This window comes from Halosolutus amylolyticus, assembly GCF_023566055.1.
Classification (GTDB): domain Archaea; phylum Halobacteriota; class Halobacteria; order Halobacteriales; family Natrialbaceae; genus Halosolutus; species Halosolutus amylolyticus.
The window spans coordinates 168,265-189,837 of record NZ_JALIQP010000006.1 but is presented as its reverse complement, the minus strand read 5'-3'; the positions used below and the strand labels follow the sequence as shown (position 1 = coordinate 189,837).

The following is a 21,573-nucleotide window of genomic DNA, read 5'->3' as shown; positions in this document are numbered from 1 at the left end:
GTGTTGACGTGTGGAGTGCGGCGGGGCGTGTTGACGTGTGGAGTGCGGCGGGGCGTGTTGACGTGTGGAGTGCGGCGGGGCGTGTTGACGTGTGGAGTGCGGCAGGGCGGGTTGACAGGTGGAGTGCGGCAAGGCGTGTTGACGGGGTGCTGACGGCGGGACGACCGTCTCGCCGTCAGGCTCGCTTCTGGATCTCCTCGCGCAGCAACTGGCTCACGAGGTCGCCGTCGGCCTTCCCGCGAAGCGCGCCCATGCACTCGCCCATGAGCCCCGAGAACGCCTGCATACCCTCTTCTTCGACCTGCGCCTCGTTTCGTTCGACGACCTCGACGACGGCGTCGCGGACCTGTTCCTCGTCGGCGCCGCCGAGTCCGGCCTCCTCGGCCGCTTCCTCGGCGGTCCGATCCGGCTCCTCGGCCAGCGCCGCGAGCAGGTCCGTCACGCCCTCGTTCGGGAGGTCTCCCTCCTCGACCATGCCGAGGACCGCCGCGAGGTGGTCCTCGGTGAGGGTCTCGACGGGAACGTCGTCCCGTCGCAGTTCGGTCAGCGTCGACTCGAGCGTCGTCGCGGCCAGCGTCGGATCGATACCGTCGGCCACGACGTCCTCGAACAGCGGCATGTGCTCGCCGTAGGCGACCTGTTCGGCCAGCCCCGCGTCGAGATCGTACACCACCTGGTAGCGATCGACCTTCTCGGTCAGCAGCTCGGGTTCCGGGACGTCGCTCGGGTCGGGTTCGACCGGCGGCACGTCCGTCTCGGGGTACATCCGCGCCGCACCGGGCAGCGGGCGCAGGTAGCGGGTCGTCCCGTCGTCGTTCGCGCCGCGGGTCTCCTCGGGGACGCCCTCGATCGCCGTCCCGGCCCGATCGGCGACGGCCTCGATCGCCGTCTCGGCCGTGTTGGTGTCGTCGGCGACGATGGCGACGGCGTCCTCGGGGCCGGCACCGACGGCCTTCCGAAGCGCTTCGACCTCCGCTTCCGTGACGCCGTAGGCGGGCAGTTCGTCCGTGTGGAAGATCCCGCCCGCGCCGTGGCGCTTCGCGTGATCGGAGAACTCGGTGCCCAGGCGACGATCGGGCGCGATCTCCCGGCCCACCAGGCCGTCGAACGCGTAGAGGGGGACGGCCATCACCGAGCCACCCGAGTTCAGCGCGCCGCTGATCACGCCGCTCTCGGTGTCTTCGAAGACGGCCGACACGTCCTGTGGGTCGCCAACCGAGGCCTCGCGATCGGCCAGTTCGTCAGCGACGTCGACGAGTTCGGCCTGTCGACCGACCTCGTTGCGCACGATGTCGTCGATGTCGTCGAGGCTCTGGACGCCCTTGATCTCGACCCGTGCGCCCTCCGCGATCGAGACGTTGACGTCCTGGCGGATCGTGCCGAGGCCGCGCTTGACTTTCCCGGTCGAGCGCAGCAGCATGCCGATCCGTTCGGCCGCTTCGAGGGCCTGCTCGGGCGTCGAGATGTCCGGGCGCGTTCCGATCTCGACCAGCGGGATGCCGAGTCGATCGAGGCTGTAGCGAACGCCCTCGTCCGTCTCCGCGACACGCTGTGCGCTCTCCTCCTCGAGCATCAGATCCTCGATCCCGACCGCTCCGTCGCTCGTCTCGATCGCGCCGTCGGTGGCGATCAGCGTCGATCGCTGGAAGCCGGACGTGTTCGAGCCGTCGACGACGATCTTGCGCATGACGTGGGCCTGGTCGACCGGGGCCATGTCCATCAACTGGGCGATCTCGAGGGCCGTCTCGAGAGCCTCGTCGTCCAGTCGGTGTGGCGGTTCGTCGTCCTCCTCGACGAGACAGGTGGTGTCGTACGCGAGGTACTCGAACTCCCGATCGACCCGGCTCTCCTCGACGGCGGCGGCGTCGAGTTCGCCCAGTTCGCTCCGGGTGGGATGGAGGTACCGCGAGAAGGTTCGCACCGACTCCTCGGGTTCGCGGAGTTCGGTCGGACAGTTACAGAACAGCTTCGTCGCCGTATCCAGTTGCTGGTGGATCTCCAGCCCGGCGACGAGTCCGAGTGCCTCGTAATCGTACTCGGTGTCGGTCATTGCCCGGGACTCGGAGTCCGAGGGGTAAAAAACCGTCCAGTCCGGGTCGGCGACCGGAACCCATCGGTTCCCCGTAACAACGCCAGCTATCTCGCTCGACGCTTCCGACCCTCAGACGGAGCGATCGGCCTCCCGCGACGCGTCACCCGCTTCACGATGCTATCGGCGATCAACCCGGCGAGGCGACCAACCCCGCGAACGAGGCTGTCAGTATCCGGAGTCGCTTCCGCCCGAATCGTCGTCGCCTCCGGAATCGTCCCCGTCCGTCCCGGAGTCGTTTTCGTCGTCGCTTTCGTTGGCCTCGGATTCGCCCTCCTCGTCGCTCCCGTTCGCCGAGAGGTCGAAGCCGTCACCCAGTTCGACGTCGCCGCGCATCGACTCCGGATGGAACTGGCAGTAGTACTCGGCGGCGTCCTCGCTCGCCTCGAACGTCATCGAAACGGCCTCGCCCGCCGTCTCCGACGCCTCGGACGCCTCGAGTTCCTCGCCGTCCCCGGACTCGACGACAAGTTCGTGCTCGACGCCGTCGACGTTGATCCAGACGAGTTCGTACTCTTCGCCCTCCTCGAGATCCAGCGTCGGGTTCTCTTCGCCCTCGATCGCCTCGGGCGCGACGCCGTACCAGTACTCGATTCGTCCGGCCAGGATGATCGGTAATCGATCGGTTCCCTCCCCGTTCGCGTCGTCTCCGGTATCCTCGTCCTCCTGGGCCGCCACCGCGGACGTCAGTCCCGCGGCTGCGGTCGTTGCACCGATGAACCTGAGCGCCGTTCGTCGTGACCAGTGTGTCTCGCTCATCGACCCGCGGGACGTCTAGGACGAAGAAAAAGACCCGTCCCCGTTTCTCGGGGCAGAGTGGGGTTTGCCGGTGAAACGAAACTGCGGATCGCTCGGACGACGGTCGATCGATCGCCACAACCTCTCCAACCGGTGATTACACCCTCGTCGATCGGCGCGACGAACCTCGATCGGGTCTCGAATTCTATATAGCAATAGGTGATTTATGTGGTCGGTATCGGACACGGTCGCCCGCACCGGTAACTACAGATAATTGATGTTTGGGGTCGATCGATCGCCGATTCCGGGGTCGGATGCGCGGTCTCCGATCGTCGCCACGGACGGCTCACGACGACTTGCACGGGTCGGGGACCGCTGCGGGCCCGCTGACCGGCGGTCTCCGAACGCGGGCGCGTCTCGCGACCATCTGCCGTGTTCACTGACGACCCGCAGTTCTCACGACCCACGCCTGGACTACGCCGCCGTCCGATCGACTACCGGACCTCGGGCGCGTCCTCGTCGGTTCGTCCCGGAAGCTGGAGCTCGATCTCCAGTTCCGGTTCCCCGACGCCGTCGAAGTCGATCTCCAGTTCGACCGGGGTCCCGAAAGCAAACGGGAGTTCCCACTCGTCGGTGCCGATCGTTAGTTCGTCGCCGTCTCGCAGTCGTTGGCCCAGTTCGATCAGGAACGTGCCGGCCTCGTCCGCGTCGAGTCGGAACTCCTGTTCGAACTTGCGGCCGGCCCGGATCGTCGTTCGCTCGTCGTCCGCCGACGGCTGCTCTGGATCAGTCATCGTACCGCTAGTACGACGCCGATAGGTACCTCGATTCCGGTCGGGCCGATCACGTCCGATCGGGCGCTCGCACGCAGACGAGACCCCGGGGACTGTCGGACTCCGTTGCAGTGATCCGCAGTCGCCACGTGGCGGGCGACTCCCGATCGACCCGTTCGGCCTCGGTGATCGCGAGCGATCGCGTCGACAACCGGGCGAAGAGGCCGACGACGATCGGGAGCGTCACCAGCCGATCGGCGGGCTCTCCAAGCGCGTACCCGTCGAGTCGAACCGACCAGGAGCGCTGACCGGGGCCGAAATCGGCCGGCGACTGGGTCACGCGAGCGGACTCAAGCAAGCCGACGGACTGGAGTACTGCGAGCGTCGTCACGAGCGGGGCAGGGTCGTCACGGTCGTCCGGGTCGATCGGCAGGGCGTCAGCCGCCGTGGCAAGGAGCGACGCCTGTTCTGCGGGGTCGAGACGTGCGTCGAGTTCCGCCGCGATGCTGTCGAGCAGTCGCAGGCAGAGTTCGTCGGGATGGTCGATCGTTTCGGCGACGTCGAGGTACGTGTCCATGACGGCGTTCTCGAGGCCGACGTGCGAGGAGTCGGCGATAGCCTCGAAGACGACGCCGGCGACGGTATGACAGAAGTCGATCGCGCCTCGCGTCTCGGCCCCTTCGGAGCAAAACGGTCCTCCCTGCCGCTCGCCGGTCACACCGGACCCGCCCTCCTCCTGTATTTCGACCGATCGGGCGTCGACCACCTCCTCGAAGACGATCACGTCGTACGTGGGAACCGACGGATCGTACCGGCGAAGCACCGCGCGGTACTGTTCGGTCGCCTGCGCGGCGGCCCGGGCGACGGCACGGGCCTCGAAGTACAACCCGTCCGCGGGGACCGGTCGGTCACCCGTCCGTCCGCAGACGAGGTAGTAGCGACCGGCTTCGCTGGCGAGCGACTCGATGTGGTCGCGGATGTCGGTGAGCATCGTTCCGATCATGGCGGTTACTACTGGTTCCTCGAGCGTACGTTCCGTTCGTCCGCGTGCCGTTCCCCCGTCCCGATCTCCTCGCAGTACTCGCGGACGTCCTCGTCGTCGATCGCCTCGAGAAGCGGGCGGGCACCGATCGCGTCGACGGCGATCGCTGCGGCATCGCCAGTGTCTACGGTTTCGGGGCCCAGTTTCGCCGCGAGTACCGATCGGCCGGTCTCGGTTCTCGACTCGATCTCGTCGTCGGAGATGGTCGACGCCAGTCGCTCCTCGACGACGGCGTCACGCACGCGCTGGTACCGCTCGGAGTCGCGTCTCACGGGCGCGTCGGCGCCGTAATAGTCGTCGAACCACTCGATCAGGTCGTCTCGATCGGTTCGTCCGTCGCCACGATCGGACTGACGACGCATCCAGTCGACGCCGGTCGCGACGTCGGCCCACCAGTCGCCCTCCAGCCTGGCATCGGCCACGACCCGCTTTGCGACGCGTGCCCCGCGGCCGGCCGCCGTGATCGCCTGGACGTCCGCTTCGGACGGTGAGGCGACGTAGAGCCCGTCGACGGGCCTCGTCCCGTCGTGGGACGCGTAGCTCGGGTCGAAGTACTCCTCGGTCTCGCCGCCGCGGATCGTCGTCGCGAACAGCTCCTCCTCGTCGTCGAGGCCGCGCATGTACGAGCCGTCGTAGCGCGTGGCGGCGATCACCCGTCGCGCGGTGACCGGATCGCCCTCCTGTGGGTCGACGACGAACCCCTCGTCGGCGGGGTCGATCGACTCGACGAGGTCGGGGACGATCGCACCGCCGGCCGCCTCCACGTGGGCGTGCAACAGCACGGAAAACGTCTCGATGTCGATTCCCCCGGGAAAGCCGGGGTAGTTCTCGAGGTAGGCACACCGCCGGATCGATGAGGGGCCGCGATCGAAGACGATCGTTTCGAGCCCCGCTCGGGCGGTGAAGACGCCGGCCGAACAGCCCGCGGGTCCACCGCCGACGATCGCGACGTCGACGTTCGCTGTCGGTTCGGCGACCATACTCACGCGCCTCCGGTGACGATGTCCGCGACTCGCCGGCGATCGAACAGCATATTCTCGCCGAATTCCCTCTGGGAGGGGTACCTGATCGCGTCTCTTCGCGTCGACCCGCGCCGCGTCGCGCAAGCGAGTGCCATACGATTTAGGCCTGCCTAAATATTTATAGCGCTTTCGGAATTTAGGCAGGCCTAAACCATGGCGATTTAGCTGCCGGTATCGGGATCAGTTTGAGTCGGATGCAGCCGGTGGCTTCGACGGACAGCCCCGAGAACGACGACTCCGTCAGTCGTCGGACGATTCCACCGAGGCGGATTCCGTCGACTCCGCGCGATCGTCGACGTCCGTCGGTCGCTCCGAGACCGTCTCACCGCCCGGGCCAGCAGCCGAGGCCAGCGCCTCGAGAACTCGATCGGGCGACGCCTCGACGGCCCGGCCGCGCACCTCCTCGTACCGGTCTCGAGCACCCGATCCCGCGAAGTTCCGCTCGGCGAACGGACGGGTTTCGACGAGCACGAGCGACTCACACTCGAGCACGCGATCGAGGAGCACCTGGTTCCCCGCGCCGATTTCGAGGTCGACGAGGACGAGCACGTCCCGATCGGAAAGCGCCCGATCGAGCGCGTCCCGATCCGCCCGCGACAGGGGGGCGAACGGTTCGACGTCGATAGCCTCGAGCCCGAGCTGGGCGGCCGTCTCGGCGGCCGTCGATCCGCTCGAAACGGGACCGAGGCTCGCTTCCACGTCCGCGGCGTCGAGGCGCGCGAGAACCGCCGATGCGGTCGCCCCGGAGCCGAGCACGTGCACGCCGTCCGGGAGCGGTCCGGGATCCTCGTCGGGGAGCGCCGTCACCGAGGACGTTCCGGTCACCGGGTTCGACGTCACCGCCGCGTTCGCGTCGAAGGCCGTCCGCAACGCCTCAGCCGAGAGCACCTCGGGCGGCGACCCGGACCGGTGGACCGAGCCGTCCGCGAGCATCACGAGCCGATCGCAGTACCGCGCGGCCAGGTTCAGGTCGTGGATCGCCGCGATCACGGTCCGTCCCTCCTCGACCAGTTCGCGGACGAGTTCGAGGGTCTCGATCGCGTGATTGACGTCGAGACTCGCCGTCGGTTCGTCGAGCAACAGGACCGGCGTCTCCTGGGCGATCGCCCGCGCGAGGATCACCCGTTGCCGCTCGCCACCGCTGACTTCCTCGATTCCGCGATCGGCGAACTGGGCCGTTCGCGTCCGTTCGAGCGCGTCGTCGACGACGGCTCGATCGTCCGCGTCGGGCGGCGCGAACCTCGATCTGTAGGGGTGGCGCCCCATCTCGACGACGTCCCGGACGGAAAAGGAAAACGACAGCGTCGTCTCCTGCGGGACGACCGCGACCCGGCGACTCGATTCCCGCGAGGAGAGGTCGTGGACGTTGTCGCCGCCGATCGCGACGGATCCGCGATCGGGTGCGATCGCCCCGCTGATCGTCCGGAGTAGCGTCGTCTTCCCGGCCCCGTTCGGGCCGACCAGTCCGACGAGTTCCCCCGGTGTCGCCGAGAGCGAGACGTCTTCGAGAATGGGGAGGTCGCCGAACGAAATCGCGACGTTCGAGACCTCGACGGTGCTACTCGCGTCGCCGATGGTGTCGTCGGGGCCCGGTCCGTCCGTCACAGTGAATGCACCTCCCGGCGGGTCAGCAGGAACAGGAAGAACGGGGCCCCGAGCGCCGCCGTGACGATCCCGACGGGCACCTCCGCGGGCCCGGCGCGGGCGATCGTATCGGTCGCGACGAGGAAGGAGGCCCCGGCGAGCGCGCTGGTCGGCAACAGGACCCGGTGATCCGGGCCGACGATCAGCCGCATCATGTGCGGGACGACGAGGCCGACGAAGCCGATGACGCCCGCGACGGCGACGCCCGCCGCCGTCACGATACTCGCGATCGCGAGCAGGAGGAACTTCGTCTGCTCGACGTCGACGCCGAGGTGGTAGGCGTCCTCTTCGCCGAGCAGGAGGACGTTCAGTTCCCGGGTATAGGCACCGAGGACGAGGACGCCGACGATCGCCACCGGCAGTGCGAAGCCGACGTCGCTCCAGGAACTGTTGTTGAGGTGGCCCATCATCCAGATCACGGCCTGTCTGAGGCTCTCGCCGCTGTGGACGAGCATGTAGGAGATGAGCGCGCCGAGAAACGCCTGGATGGCGACGCCGGCGAGCAACAGGGTCGCGACGGGCGTCCGGCCGCCCTCGGTGGCGATCGCGTAGACGAGAAACGCGGTCACGAGCGCGCCGACGAACGCGGAGAGGTGGAGGCTCCCGAAGGGGACGAGGAGAGGGAACGCGATCGCGGCGACGGCACCGGCGGCGGCACCCGACGAGACGCCGATGATCGACGGGTCGGCGAGCGGGTTCCGGAAGAATCCCTGCATCACCGTCCCGGCGGCGGCCAGCGCGAACCCGACCGTCGCCGCGAGCGCGATCCGCGGCAGGCGCACGTCGGCGACGATGATCTGGTGGGTCTTCGGAACGTCGAAGGAGAAGAGGGGGACGTACTGGACGTCCGGTACCGGAACGGCGACGCCGAGTCCGGGGATCGTCGCGGACCCGGCCGTCACGCTCGAGGGGACGACGACGGCGTTCAGAATGGCCATCGCGACCGTCAGCGGGTCGATCCTGACCGGTCCGAGGGCGGCGCTCCCGACGACGACGGCGACGAGCAACGCGGTGAGGCCCGCCGACCACGACGCGGTCCGGATCGAGCGAAACACAATCTACAACCTCGGTTGGGTTAGGTAAATATTTATTGGAGACCGTCCAGGTGTCGGACGATGCGACAGAAACTCGTTATCCTCATTACCGCAGTACTCACCCTCTCGCTTCTCGCTCCCGCCGTTGCGGGGAGCGACGCGGGCGGCGCGGCCGCCGCTGCTCAGGCGGAGTGTGAGTACCCGATCGAACTGACCGACGCGACGGGCGAACGGATCACGCTCGAAGAACCGCCCGAATCCGTCGTCGCCCTGCAGGCGAGCGACGCACAGACGATGTACGAAATCGGAGCGGAAGATCGGCTCGATGGCTTGCCGTACAGTCCCGCGACGAGCGGCCTCGACCGCGGCGATCGGGCCGACGTCGGCAACGGCTGGCAGGTCAACACCGAACGGGTGATCGACCTCGATCCGGACGTCGTACTCGCGGCGAACATCACGGACGAGGAAGACATCGAGACGCTCCGGGACGCCGGGCTGACGGTCTACCACTTCGAGGCGGCGAACACGATCGACGACGTGCGCGACAACGTCGTCCGGACCGGCGAACTCACCGACGAGTGTGCGGGCGCGACCGAGACCGCCGACTGGATGGACGAGCAACTCGAGGTCGTCGAAACCGCCGTCGAGGACGCCGATCGACCGCTCGCGTACTACGCGATGGGCGAGGACGGGACAACGGCCGGCACCGAATCCTTCATCCACGAAGCGCTGACGACGGCCGGCGTCGAGGACCTCGCCGAACGGGCCGGAATCACGTTCTACCAGCAACTCAGTAGCGAGACGATCGTCGACGAGGATCCAGAGTGGATCATCTACCCCGACGACAGGGACGAACCGCCGATCCCCGAGGCGGCGGAAGCGACGACGGCCTACCAGAACGACAACGTCGTCGCCGTCGACGCCAACCAGATCAGCCAGCCCGCACCGCAGGTCGTCTACGCCATCGTGGATATCGTCGAAGCGATCCACCCCGACGCCTACGAAGCGGCGAGCGACGACCTCGAGGAATCCGGCGAAGACAGTGAGAACGACGGAGACGCTGAGACTGGTAGCAGTGAGACCGATGGCGACGACACGTCCGAGTCGATCCCCGGGTTCGGCGCACCTGTCGCCGTCGCCGCACTCCTCGGTGGCGCGTTCGTGCTGCGCCGTCGATAACCCTCGAGAAGCCGTCTCGTTTTGAAAAGTGTTTACTCGTCGGCCTGCCGAGACGAACGTATGGTCGAGAACGTCATCTGGCCCGCCTATCTCGATGCGAACCTCTCGCGGGCCGAGGGACGCCGCGTGTCCCAGGATCTGGCAGTCGATGAGCCGACGGTCGACGAGATCGCGAAAGCCGTCCAGCAGATCGGGTACGACGCCACGATCGAGCGGGACAAGGCCTACTCGCGAGAACACTGGGCCGATCGCGGCCGCGTCGTTGTCCGCGGCGCGGACGACTCGACGAAGAACGATCTCGTCCAGGCCGTCGCGGCGTACGTCGTCGCGATGCGGGAGTAGCGATGCGCCGGATCGGACAGGTCGTCCGCACCGCACAGGGCCTCGCGATCCTGCGGGCGGACGACGGTGACGACGACGGTCACGACGTGATCGGGACGATGGTCCTCGACGAGTCGCTCGACGACGTCGGTCGCGTCGTCGACGTCTTCGGCCCCGTCGATCGGCCCTACCTGGCGGTGACGCCCGACGAGGACGTCCACCTGCCGTCGCTGGTCGGGTCGACGCTGTACGCGCGCTAGGTCGTTCCGTCGGGCGTCTTCGCCGCCAACGAAAACACCCATACGATCGGCCTTCGAACCCCGGTGCATGAACGATCGGACGCGGATCCTCCTCGCCGTCGGGCTGACGGTCCTGCTGTTTCTCGGCGTCCAGTTGGGCGCGCTGGCGCTGACCGAGCCCTTCCACGAGTCCGACCGGCAGGCCGTCGAGGACCCCGACAATCCGACGAACAGTATCGTCTACTTCGCGATCATTCTCGTCGCGACCGGGTTCATGCTCGCGGCGTTCAAGTTCGACCTCCAGTGGCTCATCAGGCTCCTGATCGTCGGCGTCAGCGTGATGCTCGCCTGGTACGTCTTCGTCGAGTTGGTCCCGCCGGTCGTGACCGTCGGCGAGACCAACGTCCTCGCCGGCCTCGCGGCGATCGGCGTGGGTGCGGGCCTGCTGTTCTACCCGGAGTGGTACGTCATCGACACGGCCGGGGTCCTGATGGGGGCCGGCGCGGCCGCCCTCTTCGGGATCAGTTTCGGCCTCCTGCCCGCGATCCTGCTTCTCTCGGTGCTGGCGGTCTACGACGCGATCAGCGTCTACGGGACCGAACACATGCTCGATCTGGCCGAGGGGGTGATGGACCTGAAGATTCCGGTCGTCCTCGTCGTCCCGACGACGCTCTCGTACTCGTATCTCGCGGCCGGGAGCACCGACGACGTGCTCGAAGACGGCGGTGACGAGTCGATCGAGACGGCCGGGTCCGCCGCCGGTGCGAACGGCGCGGCCGCTCCCGGCGACGACTCGGCGGCCGAAGACGCCGGGTCCGGGACCGAAGGCGGCGATCGCGACACCAGGACCCAAGACGACGATCGAGTCGCCGGAGAGGACGACGCCCCAGCGGACGAACTGGAGCGCGACGCCCTCTTCATCGGGCTCGGCGACGCCGTCATCCCGACCATCATCGTCGTCAGTGCCGCGTACTTCCTCGACGCCGGGACGATCGCCGTCCCCGTGATCGCGCTGAACTACGCGGCGCTGGGTGCGATCGTCGGGACGATCGCCGGCCTGCTCGTGCTCATGTACATGGTGCTCAAGGGCCGACCCCACGCCGGCCTGCCGCTCCTCAACGGTGGCGCGATCGGCGGCTACCTACTCGGTGCCCTCGCGAGCGGCGTCTCGATCGTTACCGCGCTCGGGTTCTAGCGGGACGAAAAGAGCGTTCGAACCGGATCGATTCTGTCGATCGACCGTCCCGACTACCCGTCTGCCGGTTCGACGTCGGCGTCGACGTCGTCGCCGTGTTCCAGGCCGCGGATCATCGTGTCGATCCGCGCTTCCTCGTCCGCGACCGGCAGGTTGTGGTCGTCGGGGTAGACGCCGACGATCACGAGGTGGTCGTCGCCGTGCTCCGGTTGGGCGACGTCGAGGAAGACGTCGATCCTCCCCTGTCCCAGAAACCTCGCTTCCCCCTCGAACGTCTCGACGGCGATCGACTGGTCCAGTCCGTCGACCGATCGGTCGCCGACAGACCCGTCGATCGAGAGCGCCTCATACTGGCCCTGGACGAGTTCGACGATCTCGGCGTTCGACATGTCACCGACGGGGTTGAAGTCCTTCCCGGCAACGCGCACCTGCGGGGTCGTGATGACGGCGAAGACGCCGGCCTCCGCGCCGTCGACGTCGAGGACGGACAGCGGGGTCTCGATCGTTCGAGTGTACTCGCTGACGTAGTTCGTCACCTCGACGGTCTCGTCGGTCCGGGGGACGTCTCTCGTTTCGACCCGCTCGACGGTTCCCTGGTACTCGTAGCCGGCCTCGGCGGCCGCATCGGTCTCGACGATCGCCGGCGACGCCGAAAACGTGGTGGCGTCGTCGAGGAAGCCGAGACAGCCAGCCGAGGTGCCGACGATTCCGGACGCGAGCGCGGCGACGAGTGGTCGTCGATTCATCCTGTTCGAGGGGACCTCCTTCGTCACTATAAGTTTCGTGGAACGGACCCGTTACGAGTCACGCGGCAGAAGCGGGACGACAGCTCCAGCGGACCGATCGCGATCTCGGGACGGCTCACTCGGCGTCGGACGGGAGCCGGTACGTCGGCCCGTCGTCGGTGTCCTGGACCTCGATCCCGATCGCCTCGAGTTCGTCGCGCAATTCGTCGGCCCGATCGTAGTTGCCGTCGGCCCGTTCCTGCTCGCGGACGTCGAGCACGAGTTCGACCACGTCCCCGGCGAGGGTCGCCGACCCGGTCGTCTCGCCGGTGAACGAGAGGCCGAGCACCCCGCCGAGTTCCTCGAGGGCCTCGACGGCGCGGCGCAGGCCGCGGTAGTCGTACCCGTCCGCTTCGCCGCGCTCGCTCGCGGCGTCGCCGTTCTGGCTCGCGTACTCCAGGTGTCGGTTGATCGCCGTCGCGATCGACAACAGCGCCGACTGGGCCTCGCGGGTGTTGAAGTCGTCGTTCATCGCCTCGGCGAACGCCGCCCGCGCGTCGTCGGTCTCGGTCCGGAGCCGATCGTCTTCGAGCTTCGAAAACGCGTCCGGCGAGTCGATCGTCTCGACGGCGGCCTCGTGGGCGCGCTCCAGCCGTTCCCAGCGCTCTTCGGCCTCGGCGATCGGTTCGTCGCCGTAGAGCTGCTTGCTGTTGTACGAGCCAGCGGTCAGGAAGGTCCGGAGGACGTTCGTCCCCCAGCGATCGACCGCGTCGTCGACGGTGACGAAGTTGCCCAGGCTCGAGGACATCTTCTCGTCGTCCATCTGGAACAGTTCGCAGTGGAGCCAGTAGTTCGCGAACTGTCGGTCCGTGGCGGCCTCGGACTGGGCGATCTCGTTCTCGTGGTGGGGAAAGACCAGATCCCGCCCGCCGACGTGGAGATCCAGCGTCTCGCCGAGGTGGGTCATGCTCATCGCCGAGCACTCGATGTGCCATCCGGGACGCCCCTCGCCCCAAGGCGAGTCCCACGTCAGGGCCGTCTCGCAGGCCGCTTCGGCGGGTGCCGCACCCTCGTGGCGGTGTTCCGCGATCGCGTCGGGCTCGACGCCGTTGGCCTTCCAGAGCGCGAAGTCCGCGGGGTTGCGCTTTTCCGATCGCTCGTCCGGGTCGCCCTGGGACTCGATCTCGTCGAGTTCCTGGTTCGAGAGCGCGCCGTAGTCGTCGAATTTCGTCACGTCGAAATAGACCGACCCGTTGGCCTCGTAGGCGTAGCCCTTCTCGATCAGCGTCTCGACGAGGTCGACGATCTCGGGGACGTGCTCGGAGACCCGCGGGTAGACCTCCGCTCGCAGGAGGTTCAGCGATCGCATGTCGTCGATCGTCCGCTCGATGTAGGTCTCCGCGACGTCGGCCTCGTCCTCCCCGAGGTCGTCCTCGCCCACGCGGGCGACGATCTTCTCGTTGACGTCGGTGAAGTTCTCGACGTGACGTACCTCGTAGCCGAGATACTCCAGCCACCGGTGCATGACGTCGACGTGGACCCACGATCGCGCGTGGCCCAGGTGGGGCGGGTCCGAGACCGTCAGGCCACAGTAGTAGAGCAAGACGTTCTCGGGATCCTGTGGCTCGAACGGCTCTTTTTCGCCCGTCAACGTGTTCGTCACGTGCAGGGTCATTACCATCACTTCCCGCGGACGAAAGTTAAACAGTGTGATGGCATTCGATCGCGAACCCCTCGCCGATCGCGTCCGTGACCCACCGTTCCGGCCGATCGAAACCCGGCTACCGGTCCGGAACCCGATCGAGCGCCGCCTCGATCGTCCGGAGGGCGGTCGCACCCTCGCGGCGATCGACGACGATCACCATCGTTCCCTCGCCGACTGCGGCCGCGTCGGGGTCGACGTCGTCGATCGAAAGCGTCTGCAACGCGTGAGCGAGGGCGGCGGCATCGACGCCGCCGGTCGCGACGATCGCGGTTTTCCCGCCGTCGCACGCGCCGACGGTGACGCCCCCGACCGTCAGCAGTCCCCGATCGCCCGCGGTATCGTCGTCCTCGACGTCGCTCTCGCCGCCGATCACGCCGATCCCGCTTCGCATCCGGACCCTGACGTCGCGCCCGGTCGTCTCGTAGGTCGGCAACTCCTCGGCGTACCGTCGCAGGGCGGTCGCGATCGCCTCCGGGTCCCCGTCGACGTCCAGATAGCGGGCCGCGGCGGTGTAGTTGACGACGCCGGCCCGCAGGGCAGCCGCGAGGAAGGGGCGGCGATCGACTGCGCGGCGCGTCTCGGCTGCCAGTGACATACGACCGACAGCGACGGGAGCCGATAAAAAGACGACGATCGGCGGCACGCGGCGATCGGGTGACGGCGGACCGATCGCCCTCGTGACTCCGTCGATCGGCATCTCGTGTGACCCTCACCGGGACCGCCGTGTTTTTGCCGCGAGCGGACGGAGGGCACGGTATGAAGCCAGCCGACGTCGAGGACGTCATCGAATCGAACCTCGAAGACGCGGACGCGACCGTCACGTACGCGCGCGACGAGCACGACGACGATCACCTCGCGGCGACGGTCGTCTCGCCGACCTTCGAAGGGGTACCGCTCGTCCAGCAACACCAGCAGGTCTACGACGCCCTGGACGACCACATGACGACCGACATTCATGCCCTCGAACTCTCGACGTACACCCCCGAGGAGTACGAGGAGACGGCGGCGGAGTGAGCACCCGCGTCGGTGCCGGGACCCCACGCCGCGCTCGCGCCGCCGCCTCGAGTCGGAACCGCACCTTTATCCTTCGATGTTGATAGGATACGCGTATGGAGTCGCTCCACCCCCGCATCAGGTTGCTCTGGATCGCACAGGCGGCGATCGTCGCAATCGCCGTCGGCGCCGTCCTCGCGGCCGTCGACCGGTGGCTCACGGCCGTCCCGACGGTCGCCCTCGGGGCGATCGTCGCGATCGCGATCGTACTCGGCATCGGCTACGCGATCCGGCGCCACCAGGTCTGGCGGTTCGAACTCCAGTCGGACGCCCTCTACCTCGAACGGGGAGTCGTCACGTTCGTCGAGACCGCCGTGCCGTTCGTCCGGGTCCAGCACGTCGACACACAGTTCGGGCCGATCGAGCGGGCGCTCGGACTCTCGAGCGTGGTCGTCTACACCGCAGGGTCGCGAAACGCGGACGTGACGATCCCGGGCTTGCGCCCGGACCGGGCGCGGGATCTGCAGGACACCCTCCGCGAACTCGCCGTCGAGAGCGAGGTCGAAGACGCCGTCTGAATCGATGAATCGCCTGCACCCACTCAGCGCGGTTTTCTACGCCCTCCAGTACGCGTTCGTCTGGCTCTGGATCCCGATCGCGCTGGTCATCGGACTGTCGAGCGTCACCGACCTCGTCAGCGCCGCCTGGGCACCGTTCGCCGCGCCGCTCGGTCTCCTGGCCGGCGTCGGCTACGGGATCGCGTACTACTACCGGTTCGAGTACGCGGTCACGGAGACGACCGTCGACGTCGCCTCCGGTGTGATCGCCCGCCGCTCCCGAGAGATCCCCTACCGGCGGATCCAGAACGTCGACGTCCGCCAGGGCGTCGTCCAGCGACTGCTCGGGCTCGCGATCGTCTCGATCGAGACCGCGGGCGGCGGCAACAGCGAGGCGACTCTGAACTTCGTCAGCGAGGCCGAGGCGGAGCGCCTCCAGCGCGAGATCAGGCGACGGACCGCCGCAGTGAAAGAGCGACGACGCCGCGAGTCCGGCGAGCGGGCCGACACCGAACTCCCGACGGCGGAGTCCGATCGGCCGACGGAGTCCGACGCAGTCGGCGAGGCCGAGACGGCAACCGAATCCACCGCCGCCGACGACATCGTCCCCGAGGTCGACTCCGATCGTACAGGGCCGATCGACCCCGGATCGACTGCGGGCGAGTCGGACCGCCGGGGCTACGACGGGACGGAGCGGGCCATCGAGGAGGGGATCGAATCCGGCGGCGAACGGGCCGAACCGATCGATCGCCTCGAGCCCCGCCGAAAGCGGCTGTTCGACCTCGAATCACGCGAACTCCTGCTGTACTCGTTTACCTCGTTCCGGCCCGCTGCCATCGCCGCCGTGACGTTCGCGTTCTTCCTCGCGACGGATACGATCCTCGACCTGCTCGTGACCGTCGCACAGCCGTTCGGCGGCCCGCAAGATCTCGCGACCGGCGACGCCCAGAGCTACGGGATCTTCACGGTCATCTCGGCGATCAACGGGGTCCTCGTCACCTATCTCGTGAGCGTCGCCTACACGTTCACGACCTACTACGACTTCCGGCTCGGCCGCGCCGGCGAGGACTTCGTCTACGAGCGCGGGTTGCTCCAGCGCTACAGCGGCTCGATCCCCGTCGAGAAGGTCCAGTCGGTCACGATCACGGACAACCCCGTCCAGCGACTCATCGGCTACGCCGGGCTCTGGGTCGAGACCGCCGGCTACGGCCCCGACAGCGACAGCGGGAGCCAGTCGGCCGTCCCGCTCGCGAAGCAGGGCCGCGTCCACCGGTTCACCGAGAACCTCACCGGCGTCGAGACGCCGACCTTCCACAGTCCGCCGACGCTCGCCCGGCGACGCTACCTCGTCCGGTTCTCGCTGGTCGCGCTCGTCGTCGTCGCCATCGCGTTCGGGATCGCACAGGTGACCCCGCTCGATCGCTGGTATCTCGCCGCGATCGTCTTCGTCGCGGTCCCGCCCGCGGCCCACCTCCGGTACGTCCACCTCGGCTACGCCGTCGGCGAGGACCACCTCGTGATCCGCCGGGGCTTCTGGCGTCGCCGGACGACCGTGATCCCCTACTACCGCATCCAGACCGTCAACACCCGGCGATCGATCTTCCAGCGCCGGCTGGGGCTGGCGTCGCTGGTCGTCGACACCGCCAGTTCGCGGGACTTCTTCTGGTCGACGCCGACGATCTACGACGTCCATCTCGCGGACGCGCGGGACGTCCACGGAACCAGTCGGGACCGACTCCAGTCGGCCCTGCGCGATCGCGCCCGCGCGGACGACGTCGGACTGGAGGTCGATTTCACCTGAGCACGCCGACGACGTCCCCGACGGTCCCCGGTCGCGGACCCGTCGTATGGCGGCCGCCGTCGCTCGTTCGCGCGCCCTTTCGGTGGTTTTTACCTGACCGCCCGCGAGGCTCCGCGTATGGGAGACGACGAGTTCCGTATCGAGGAGGACAGCCTCGGCGAAATGCAGGTCCCGGCCGACGCCTACTGGGGTGCACAGACCCAGCGTGCGATCGGGAACTTCCCCATCTCGGGAATCACCTTCGGGCGGCGGTTCGTCCGCGCGCTCGGCGTGGTCAAGAAGGCCGCCGCGCAGGCCAACCGCGACCTCGGCCTCGTCGAGGACGACGTCGCGGACGCGATCGTCGAGGCCGCCGACGAGGTCATCGCCGGCGATCACGACGAGCAGTTCCCGGTCGACGTCTTCCAGACCGGGTCCGGCACGTCGTCGAACATGAACGCCAACGAGGTCATCGCCAACCGCGCCGCCGAGATCATGGGCGCTGAGATCGGCGATCGGGTCGTCCACCCGAACGACCACGTCAACTACGGCCAGTCGAGCAACGACGTCATCCCGACGGCGATGCACGTGGCCTCCCTCGAGGCGATCGAGAAGGACGTCATTCCCGCGCTCGACACCCTTCGCGAAGCGCTCGAGACGAAAGAGGAGGAGTTCGACGACGTCGTCAAGACCGGCCGCACCCACCTGCAGGACGCGACGCCGGTCACCCTCGGCCAGGAGTTCGGCGGCTACCGCACGCAGGTCGAGAAGGGACTCTCCCGCGTCGACAAGGTCCGCGAACACCTCGCGGAACTCGCCCTCGGCGGAACCGCGACCGGAACGGGACTGAACACCCACGAGGAGTTCCCCGGCCGCGCCGCCGAGTACATCACGAAGGAGACGGGCGTCCAGTTCCGCGAGGCCGACGATCACTTCGAGGCCCAGGCCGCCCACGACGCGATGAGCGAGGCCCACGGCGCGCTCCGCGTGGTCGCGGGGTCGCTGAACAAGATCGCCAACGACCTTCGGCTGCTCGCCTCCGGCCCGCGCAACGGTCTCGGCGAGATCGAACAGCCGGAGAACCAGCCCGGGTCCTCGATCATGCCCGGCAAGATCAACCCCGTCGTAGCCGAGGCCGTCAACCAGGTCCACAAACAGGTCGTCGGCAACGACGCCGCCGTCTCCGCGGGTGCCGCCGAGGGCCAGATCGATCTCAACCTCTACAAGCCCGTCCTCGCGCACAACTTCCTCCAGTCGGCCGAACTCATCTCGAACGCCAGCCAGGTCTTCGCCGATCGCTTCGTCGCGGAACTCGAGGCCAACGAGGAGTACTGCCGTGACCGCGTCGAGCAGTCGATGGCGATGGCTACCTCGCTGAACGTCCACATCGGCTACGACAGGGCCAGCGAGGTCGCAAAGACCGCGCTCAAGGAGGGAAAGACCGTCCGCGAGGTCGTCCTCGAGAAGGGCTACCTCTCCGAGGAGGAGGCCGACGAGGTGCTCGACCCCCGGAAGATGACCGAACGGGGTATCCTCGGTCAGGACGACTGACGACGACGCCGTCCGCGATCGGACTCCCCTCGAACCGCGACCGATCGGCCGACCACCCACCCCACGACCGGTAGCGATCGACCGACGTGTCGGGGTCCGTTCGTCAGATATACCAGAGCCCATATAGTATTTCTCGTCCCCTGTTCGACGGCGAGTGCTGCCACGGCGTCGTGACAGGAAACGCTACACACGGATCCGAGTAATACGGAAATTCTGTCGGTTTTTCTTCCCGACGTGTGGACCCTAAATCGGCACAGTAACGCCGAATCACGACCGAATACGGCGTAATAAAAGAACCCAAGCAGTTTTTACGGAGGGTATCGTCAGACGAAACATGCACACTTGTCGCAACTGTAACCAGTCGTTCCAGACGGAGCTCGCCCTCGAGTTACACCGGGATACCTGTACGAAAGGACAACTATTCTGTCAGGTATGTGGTGATCGATTCCGAGAAGGGGATGCCACGAAAGACGGGTGGCACTATACCTGTCCGAACGAGGACTGCGACGGCGACGGACTGCAGGACGACCTCTTTCACGTCGAAGACGTCCGGACGGCGACACACTGACGACGTCTCTCGGCACGGATCTCGGCTTTTCCCGCCCTCTGCGATCGAGGGGCCCGCTCCGTCGATGCGCCCGCCCCGTAACGATTCGTGATCGCCGCGTCGTCGACCGTGATTCTGTGTGCCCCCGTTCCTCGTCGACCGGGCTCTTGCGTTCCCACCTTTTATTCGCACAGTGTGCCTCACGGACAGTATGGAACGACTCACCCCCCGGGTCCGCGTCGTCTGGCTCGTCGTCGCCGGTATTCGGGCCGCGATCGTCGGCGCCCTGATCGTGGGTGGCGCGATCGCGGTTTCGTCGACCGGCGTCTGGGCATCCGAACCCGACTGGTTCGTCCCGGCCGCCGTGGGACTCGCCGTGGTACTCGCCGCTGTGCGGGTTCTCGTCGCGTGGTTTCGCTACAGCGTCTGGCGATTCGAGATACAGGACGACGGGCTCTACATCGAGCGGGGCGTCTTCACGCGCGTCAAGACCGTCGTCCCGTACGTCCGCGTCCAGCACGTCGACTCCCGGCGGTCCCCGATCGAGCGAACGACCGGGCTGGCAACGATGGTCGTCTACACCGCGGGCTCCCGGAGCGCCGACGTGGCGATTCCCGGGCTGACACCGGAGCGCGCGAACGGTCTCCGCGAAGAGCTGCGTCGACTCGCGATCGAGAGCGAGGGCGAAGACGCCGTATGAGAAAACTCCACCCTGCCTCGGTCGCCGTCCGATCGGTGTCGCGGAGCGTCAGCACCGGGTTCCTGTTTTTCGTCGTCGGGGTCGTCGCATCCCCGGGAAGCGCCGGTCCGAATCTCCTGACTATCGGCGGGCTGGTTCTCGCCGGAATCCTGCTCGGGATCGTCTACGAGTACGCCTACTACGAGCGGTTCCGCTACGAACTCACCGCGGACACGTTCGACGTCACGTCCGGCGTGTTCGCCCGGCGCGATCGGGAGGTGCCGCGACGGCGGATCCAGAACGTCGACGTGAGACAGCCCGTCCTCGGCCGGGCGCTCGGGCTGGCCGTCGTTCACGTCGAGACCGCCGGTGGGGGCCAGACGGAGGTCACGCTCCAGTACGTCGGCGAGGACGAGGCTCGCCGCCTCCGACGTCAACTGCGAAACGGTGGCGGGGACGCCGACGTCGAACGCGGACTCGATCGCGACCGAGACGCCGACGACCGGGACGAGGAAGAACTGCTCTTCGCCATGGAGCCGCGGGAACTCGCCGTCCTGAGTTGCTTCACGATCGACCCGGGGGCCAGTCTCCTCGGCGGAATCGCCCTCTCGTTCGCGAGCGGGTTCGATCCGGGAACGTTGGTCCCGTTCGGACTGCTCGATGATCTCCCCGGGACCGGCGTGTTCGCGCTCGCCTGGGGCGTTCTCCTGTTCCTGCTCGCGGCCTGGATCGTGAGCGTACTCCTGACGGTCAACCGGTACTACGGCTTCCGACTCACTCGCGTCGACGACGAACTGTACTACGAGCGCGGCCTGCTCCAGCGCTACAGCGGCACGATTCCCCTGGACAAGGTACAGACGCTGACGATCGCCGAATCCGTTCCGTTCCGGTGGTTCGGCTACAGTTCGCTGGCCGTCGAGACGGCAGGATACGCACCCGGGCAAGCGGGCGCTCGCGGGACGGAATCCGCGATACCCCTCGCCGGTCGTGATCGCGTGCTCGCACTCGCCCGCTCGATCGAACCGTTCGACGAGTACGAGTTCGAACGGCCGCCCCGTCGTGCGAGAGAGCGCTACGCCGTGCGGTATCTCCTGGTCGTTGCCGTCGTCGTCGCCGCCGGCTACCTGGTGGCATCGTCCACGGCTGTGGGTAGCTACTGGTACGCCCTCGCGCTCCTGGTCGTCGCCGTCCCGGTCGGGGCCCACCTGAAGTGGTCGAACCGAGGGTACCAGTTCGGTGATAGGGTACTTCTCGCACGGACGGGGTTCTGGCGGCGATCGACCAAGGTCGTCCCGTACTACCGCGTGCAGGCCGTCGTCCACACGCAGACCGTCTTCCAGCGTCGCCGACGACTCGCGAACGTGACGGCCGACACTGCCAGTTCGGCGTCGTTCTTCGGCCGGGCCGGCACTGCCTACGACGTCGACGCGGACGACGGACTCGAGATGCAGGCGTTCATCGAGGCCCGACTGCAGGAGCGACTTCGTGCACGCGACCGGGACCGCTCGAACGACACCCGGTTCCGGTCGGTGCGTGGAGAAGACGGAGACCCGTCCCCCACGGACTCCTCGTAGCCGACGGGCGCCCACTGGAAAAACGTCGTCCCAGCCTCCGTTCTGGCAAACAAACGCGTTGGTCTTCCCGGTAATAGTTCGCCCATTAGTGGCAAAACGACCAAACTGTACCAAATTCCCTTTAATTATTCACGCAACATTCCGGTGTGGGAGTCAATAAATACCACACGAATCAAAAGTTATATA

General features: G+C 67.3%; 21 protein-coding genes. 11 read left to right on the top strand and 10 right to left on the bottom strand.

The annotated features are described in order from the left end of the window. Window positions 1–175 precede the first annotated feature (175 nt). The 7 genes from gatE to btuC all read right to left on the bottom strand — a co-directional run bounded on the left by gatE (window position 176) and on the right by btuC (window position 8,363). On the bottom strand, window positions 176–2,050 hold the full coding sequence (gatE, locus tag MUN73_RS20195) for a Glu-tRNA(Gln) amidotransferase subunit GatE (RefSeq protein ID WP_250142321.1): 1,875 nt from the start codon (window positions 2,048–2,050) through the stop codon (window positions 176–178). Window positions 2,051–2,257: 207 nt separating this feature from the next. Then, window positions 2,258–2,848: a cupredoxin domain-containing protein gene (locus MUN73_RS20190; RefSeq protein ID WP_250142320.1), complete on the bottom strand. Its 591-nt coding sequence runs from the start codon at window positions 2,846–2,848 to the stop codon at window positions 2,258–2,260. Between the two features lie 473 nt (window positions 2,849–3,321). Then, window positions 3,322–3,621, bottom strand: a complete 300-nt coding sequence (locus MUN73_RS20185) for an amphi-Trp domain-containing protein (RefSeq protein WP_250142319.1) — start codon at window positions 3,619–3,621, stop codon at window positions 3,322–3,324. A 49-nt stretch (window positions 3,622–3,670) separates the two neighbouring features. Then, window positions 3,671–4,603 (bottom strand): DUF7551 domain-containing protein, encoded by a 933-nt coding sequence (locus MUN73_RS20180; protein ID WP_250142318.1) that lies wholly within the window; start codon window positions 4,601–4,603, stop codon window positions 3,671–3,673. Window positions 4,604–4,611: 8 nt separating this feature from the next. Next, on the bottom strand, window positions 4,612–5,622 hold the full coding sequence (locus tag MUN73_RS20175) for an NAD(P)/FAD-dependent oxidoreductase (protein ID WP_250142317.1): 1,011 nt from the start codon (window positions 5,620–5,622) through the stop codon (window positions 4,612–4,614). A gap of 282 nt (window positions 5,623–5,904) precedes the next feature. Then, complete coding sequence (locus MUN73_RS20170) at window positions 5,905–7,269, bottom strand: heme ABC transporter ATP-binding protein (RefSeq protein ID WP_250142316.1); 1,365 nt, start codon at window positions 7,267–7,269, stop codon at window positions 5,905–5,907. Further along, window positions 7,266–8,363, bottom strand: a complete 1,098-nt coding sequence (gene btuC / locus MUN73_RS20165; protein WP_250142315.1) for a vitamin B12 ABC transporter permease BtuC — start codon at window positions 8,361–8,363, stop codon at window positions 7,266–7,268. The genes MUN73_RS20170 and btuC overlap by 4 nt, the downstream gene beginning before the upstream one ends. A 60-nt stretch (window positions 8,364–8,423) precedes the next feature. On the opposite strand from btuC, the gene MUN73_RS20160 reads away from it, so the two are divergent. From MUN73_RS20160 to MUN73_RS20145, 4 genes are all read left to right on the top strand, one after another. Further along, the gene (locus tag MUN73_RS20160; RefSeq protein ID WP_250142314.1) at window positions 8,424–9,521 is read left to right on the top strand and encodes a PGF-CTERM-anchored ABC transporter substrate-binding protein; all 1,098 of its coding nucleotides are present in this window, start codon (window positions 8,424–8,426) and stop codon (window positions 9,519–9,521) included. Window positions 9,522–9,581: 60 nt separating this feature from the next. Next, entirely contained in the window at window positions 9,582–9,863 is a 282-nt protein-coding gene (gene srp19 / locus MUN73_RS20155) for a signal recognition particle subunit SRP19 (protein ID WP_250142313.1), read from the top strand. A 2-nt stretch (window positions 9,864–9,865) separates the two neighbouring features. Further along, a complete protein-coding gene (locus MUN73_RS20150; RefSeq protein WP_250142312.1) occupies window positions 9,866–10,102 on the top strand; it encodes an H/ACA ribonucleoprotein complex subunit GAR1 in 237 nt (78 codons plus the stop codon). A gap of 67 nt (window positions 10,103–10,169) precedes the next feature. After that, window positions 10,170–11,276: a presenilin family intramembrane aspartyl protease PSH gene (locus MUN73_RS20145; protein ID WP_250142311.1), complete on the top strand. Its 1,107-nt coding sequence runs from the start codon at window positions 10,170–10,172 to the stop codon at window positions 11,274–11,276. Window positions 11,277–11,329: 53 nt separating this feature from the next. Here the strand turns inward: MUN73_RS20145 and MUN73_RS20140 are convergent, their stop codons facing one another. From MUN73_RS20140 to MUN73_RS20130, 3 genes are all read right to left on the bottom strand, one after another. Further along, window positions 11,330–12,022: a DUF6517 family protein gene (locus tag MUN73_RS20140; protein WP_250142310.1), complete on the bottom strand. Its 693-nt coding sequence runs from the start codon at window positions 12,020–12,022 to the stop codon at window positions 11,330–11,332. A gap of 115 nt (window positions 12,023–12,137) precedes the next feature. Beyond that, window positions 12,138–13,676 (bottom strand): cysteine--tRNA ligase, encoded by a 1,539-nt coding sequence (gene cysS / locus MUN73_RS20135; RefSeq protein ID WP_250142309.1) that lies wholly within the window; start codon window positions 13,674–13,676, stop codon window positions 12,138–12,140. A 106-nt stretch (window positions 13,677–13,782) separates the two neighbouring features. After that, window positions 13,783–14,301, bottom strand: a complete 519-nt coding sequence (locus MUN73_RS20130) for a DUF7523 family protein (RefSeq protein ID WP_250142308.1) — start codon at window positions 14,299–14,301, stop codon at window positions 13,783–13,785. Window positions 14,302–14,462: 161 nt separating this feature from the next. On the opposite strand from MUN73_RS20130, the gene MUN73_RS20125 reads away from it, so the two are divergent. The 7 genes from MUN73_RS20125 to MUN73_RS20095 all read left to right on the top strand — a co-directional run bounded on the left by MUN73_RS20125 (window position 14,463) and on the right by MUN73_RS20095 (window position 21,387). Further along, window positions 14,463–14,720, top strand: coding sequence for a BolA family protein (locus tag MUN73_RS20125; protein ID WP_250142307.1), 258 nt, complete (start codon window positions 14,463–14,465; stop codon window positions 14,718–14,720). Between the two features lie 95 nt (window positions 14,721–14,815). After that, window positions 14,816–15,277 carry a PH domain-containing protein gene (locus tag MUN73_RS20120; protein WP_250142306.1) on the top strand — a complete coding sequence of 154 codons (462 nt, stop codon included), beginning with the start codon at window positions 14,816–14,818 and terminating at the stop codon, window positions 15,275–15,277. Between the two features lie 4 nt (window positions 15,278–15,281). Continuing rightward, on the top strand, window positions 15,282–17,057 hold the full coding sequence (locus MUN73_RS20115) for a PH domain-containing protein (protein ID WP_250142305.1): 1,776 nt from the start codon (window positions 15,282–15,284) through the stop codon (window positions 17,055–17,057). 117 nt (window positions 17,058–17,174) lie between these two features. Continuing rightward, on the top strand, window positions 17,175–18,587 hold the full coding sequence (locus MUN73_RS20110) for a class II fumarate hydratase (protein WP_250142304.1): 1,413 nt from the start codon (window positions 17,175–17,177) through the stop codon (window positions 18,585–18,587). A 334-nt stretch (window positions 18,588–18,921) separates the two neighbouring features. Next, window positions 18,922–19,155 carry an HVO_2901 family zinc finger protein gene (locus MUN73_RS20105; protein ID WP_250142303.1) on the top strand — a complete coding sequence of 78 codons (234 nt, stop codon included), beginning with the start codon at window positions 18,922–18,924 and terminating at the stop codon, window positions 19,153–19,155. Between the two features lie 190 nt (window positions 19,156–19,345). Further along, complete coding sequence (locus MUN73_RS20100; protein ID WP_250142302.1) at window positions 19,346–19,834, top strand: PH domain-containing protein; 489 nt, start codon at window positions 19,346–19,348, stop codon at window positions 19,832–19,834. Continuing rightward, window positions 19,831–21,387: a PH domain-containing protein gene (locus MUN73_RS20095; protein WP_250142301.1), complete on the top strand. Its 1,557-nt coding sequence runs from the start codon at window positions 19,831–19,833 to the stop codon at window positions 21,385–21,387. Before MUN73_RS20100 ends, MUN73_RS20095 begins: the two co-directional genes overlap by 4 nt. The last annotated feature ends 186 nt before the right edge of the window (window positions 21,388–21,573 follow it).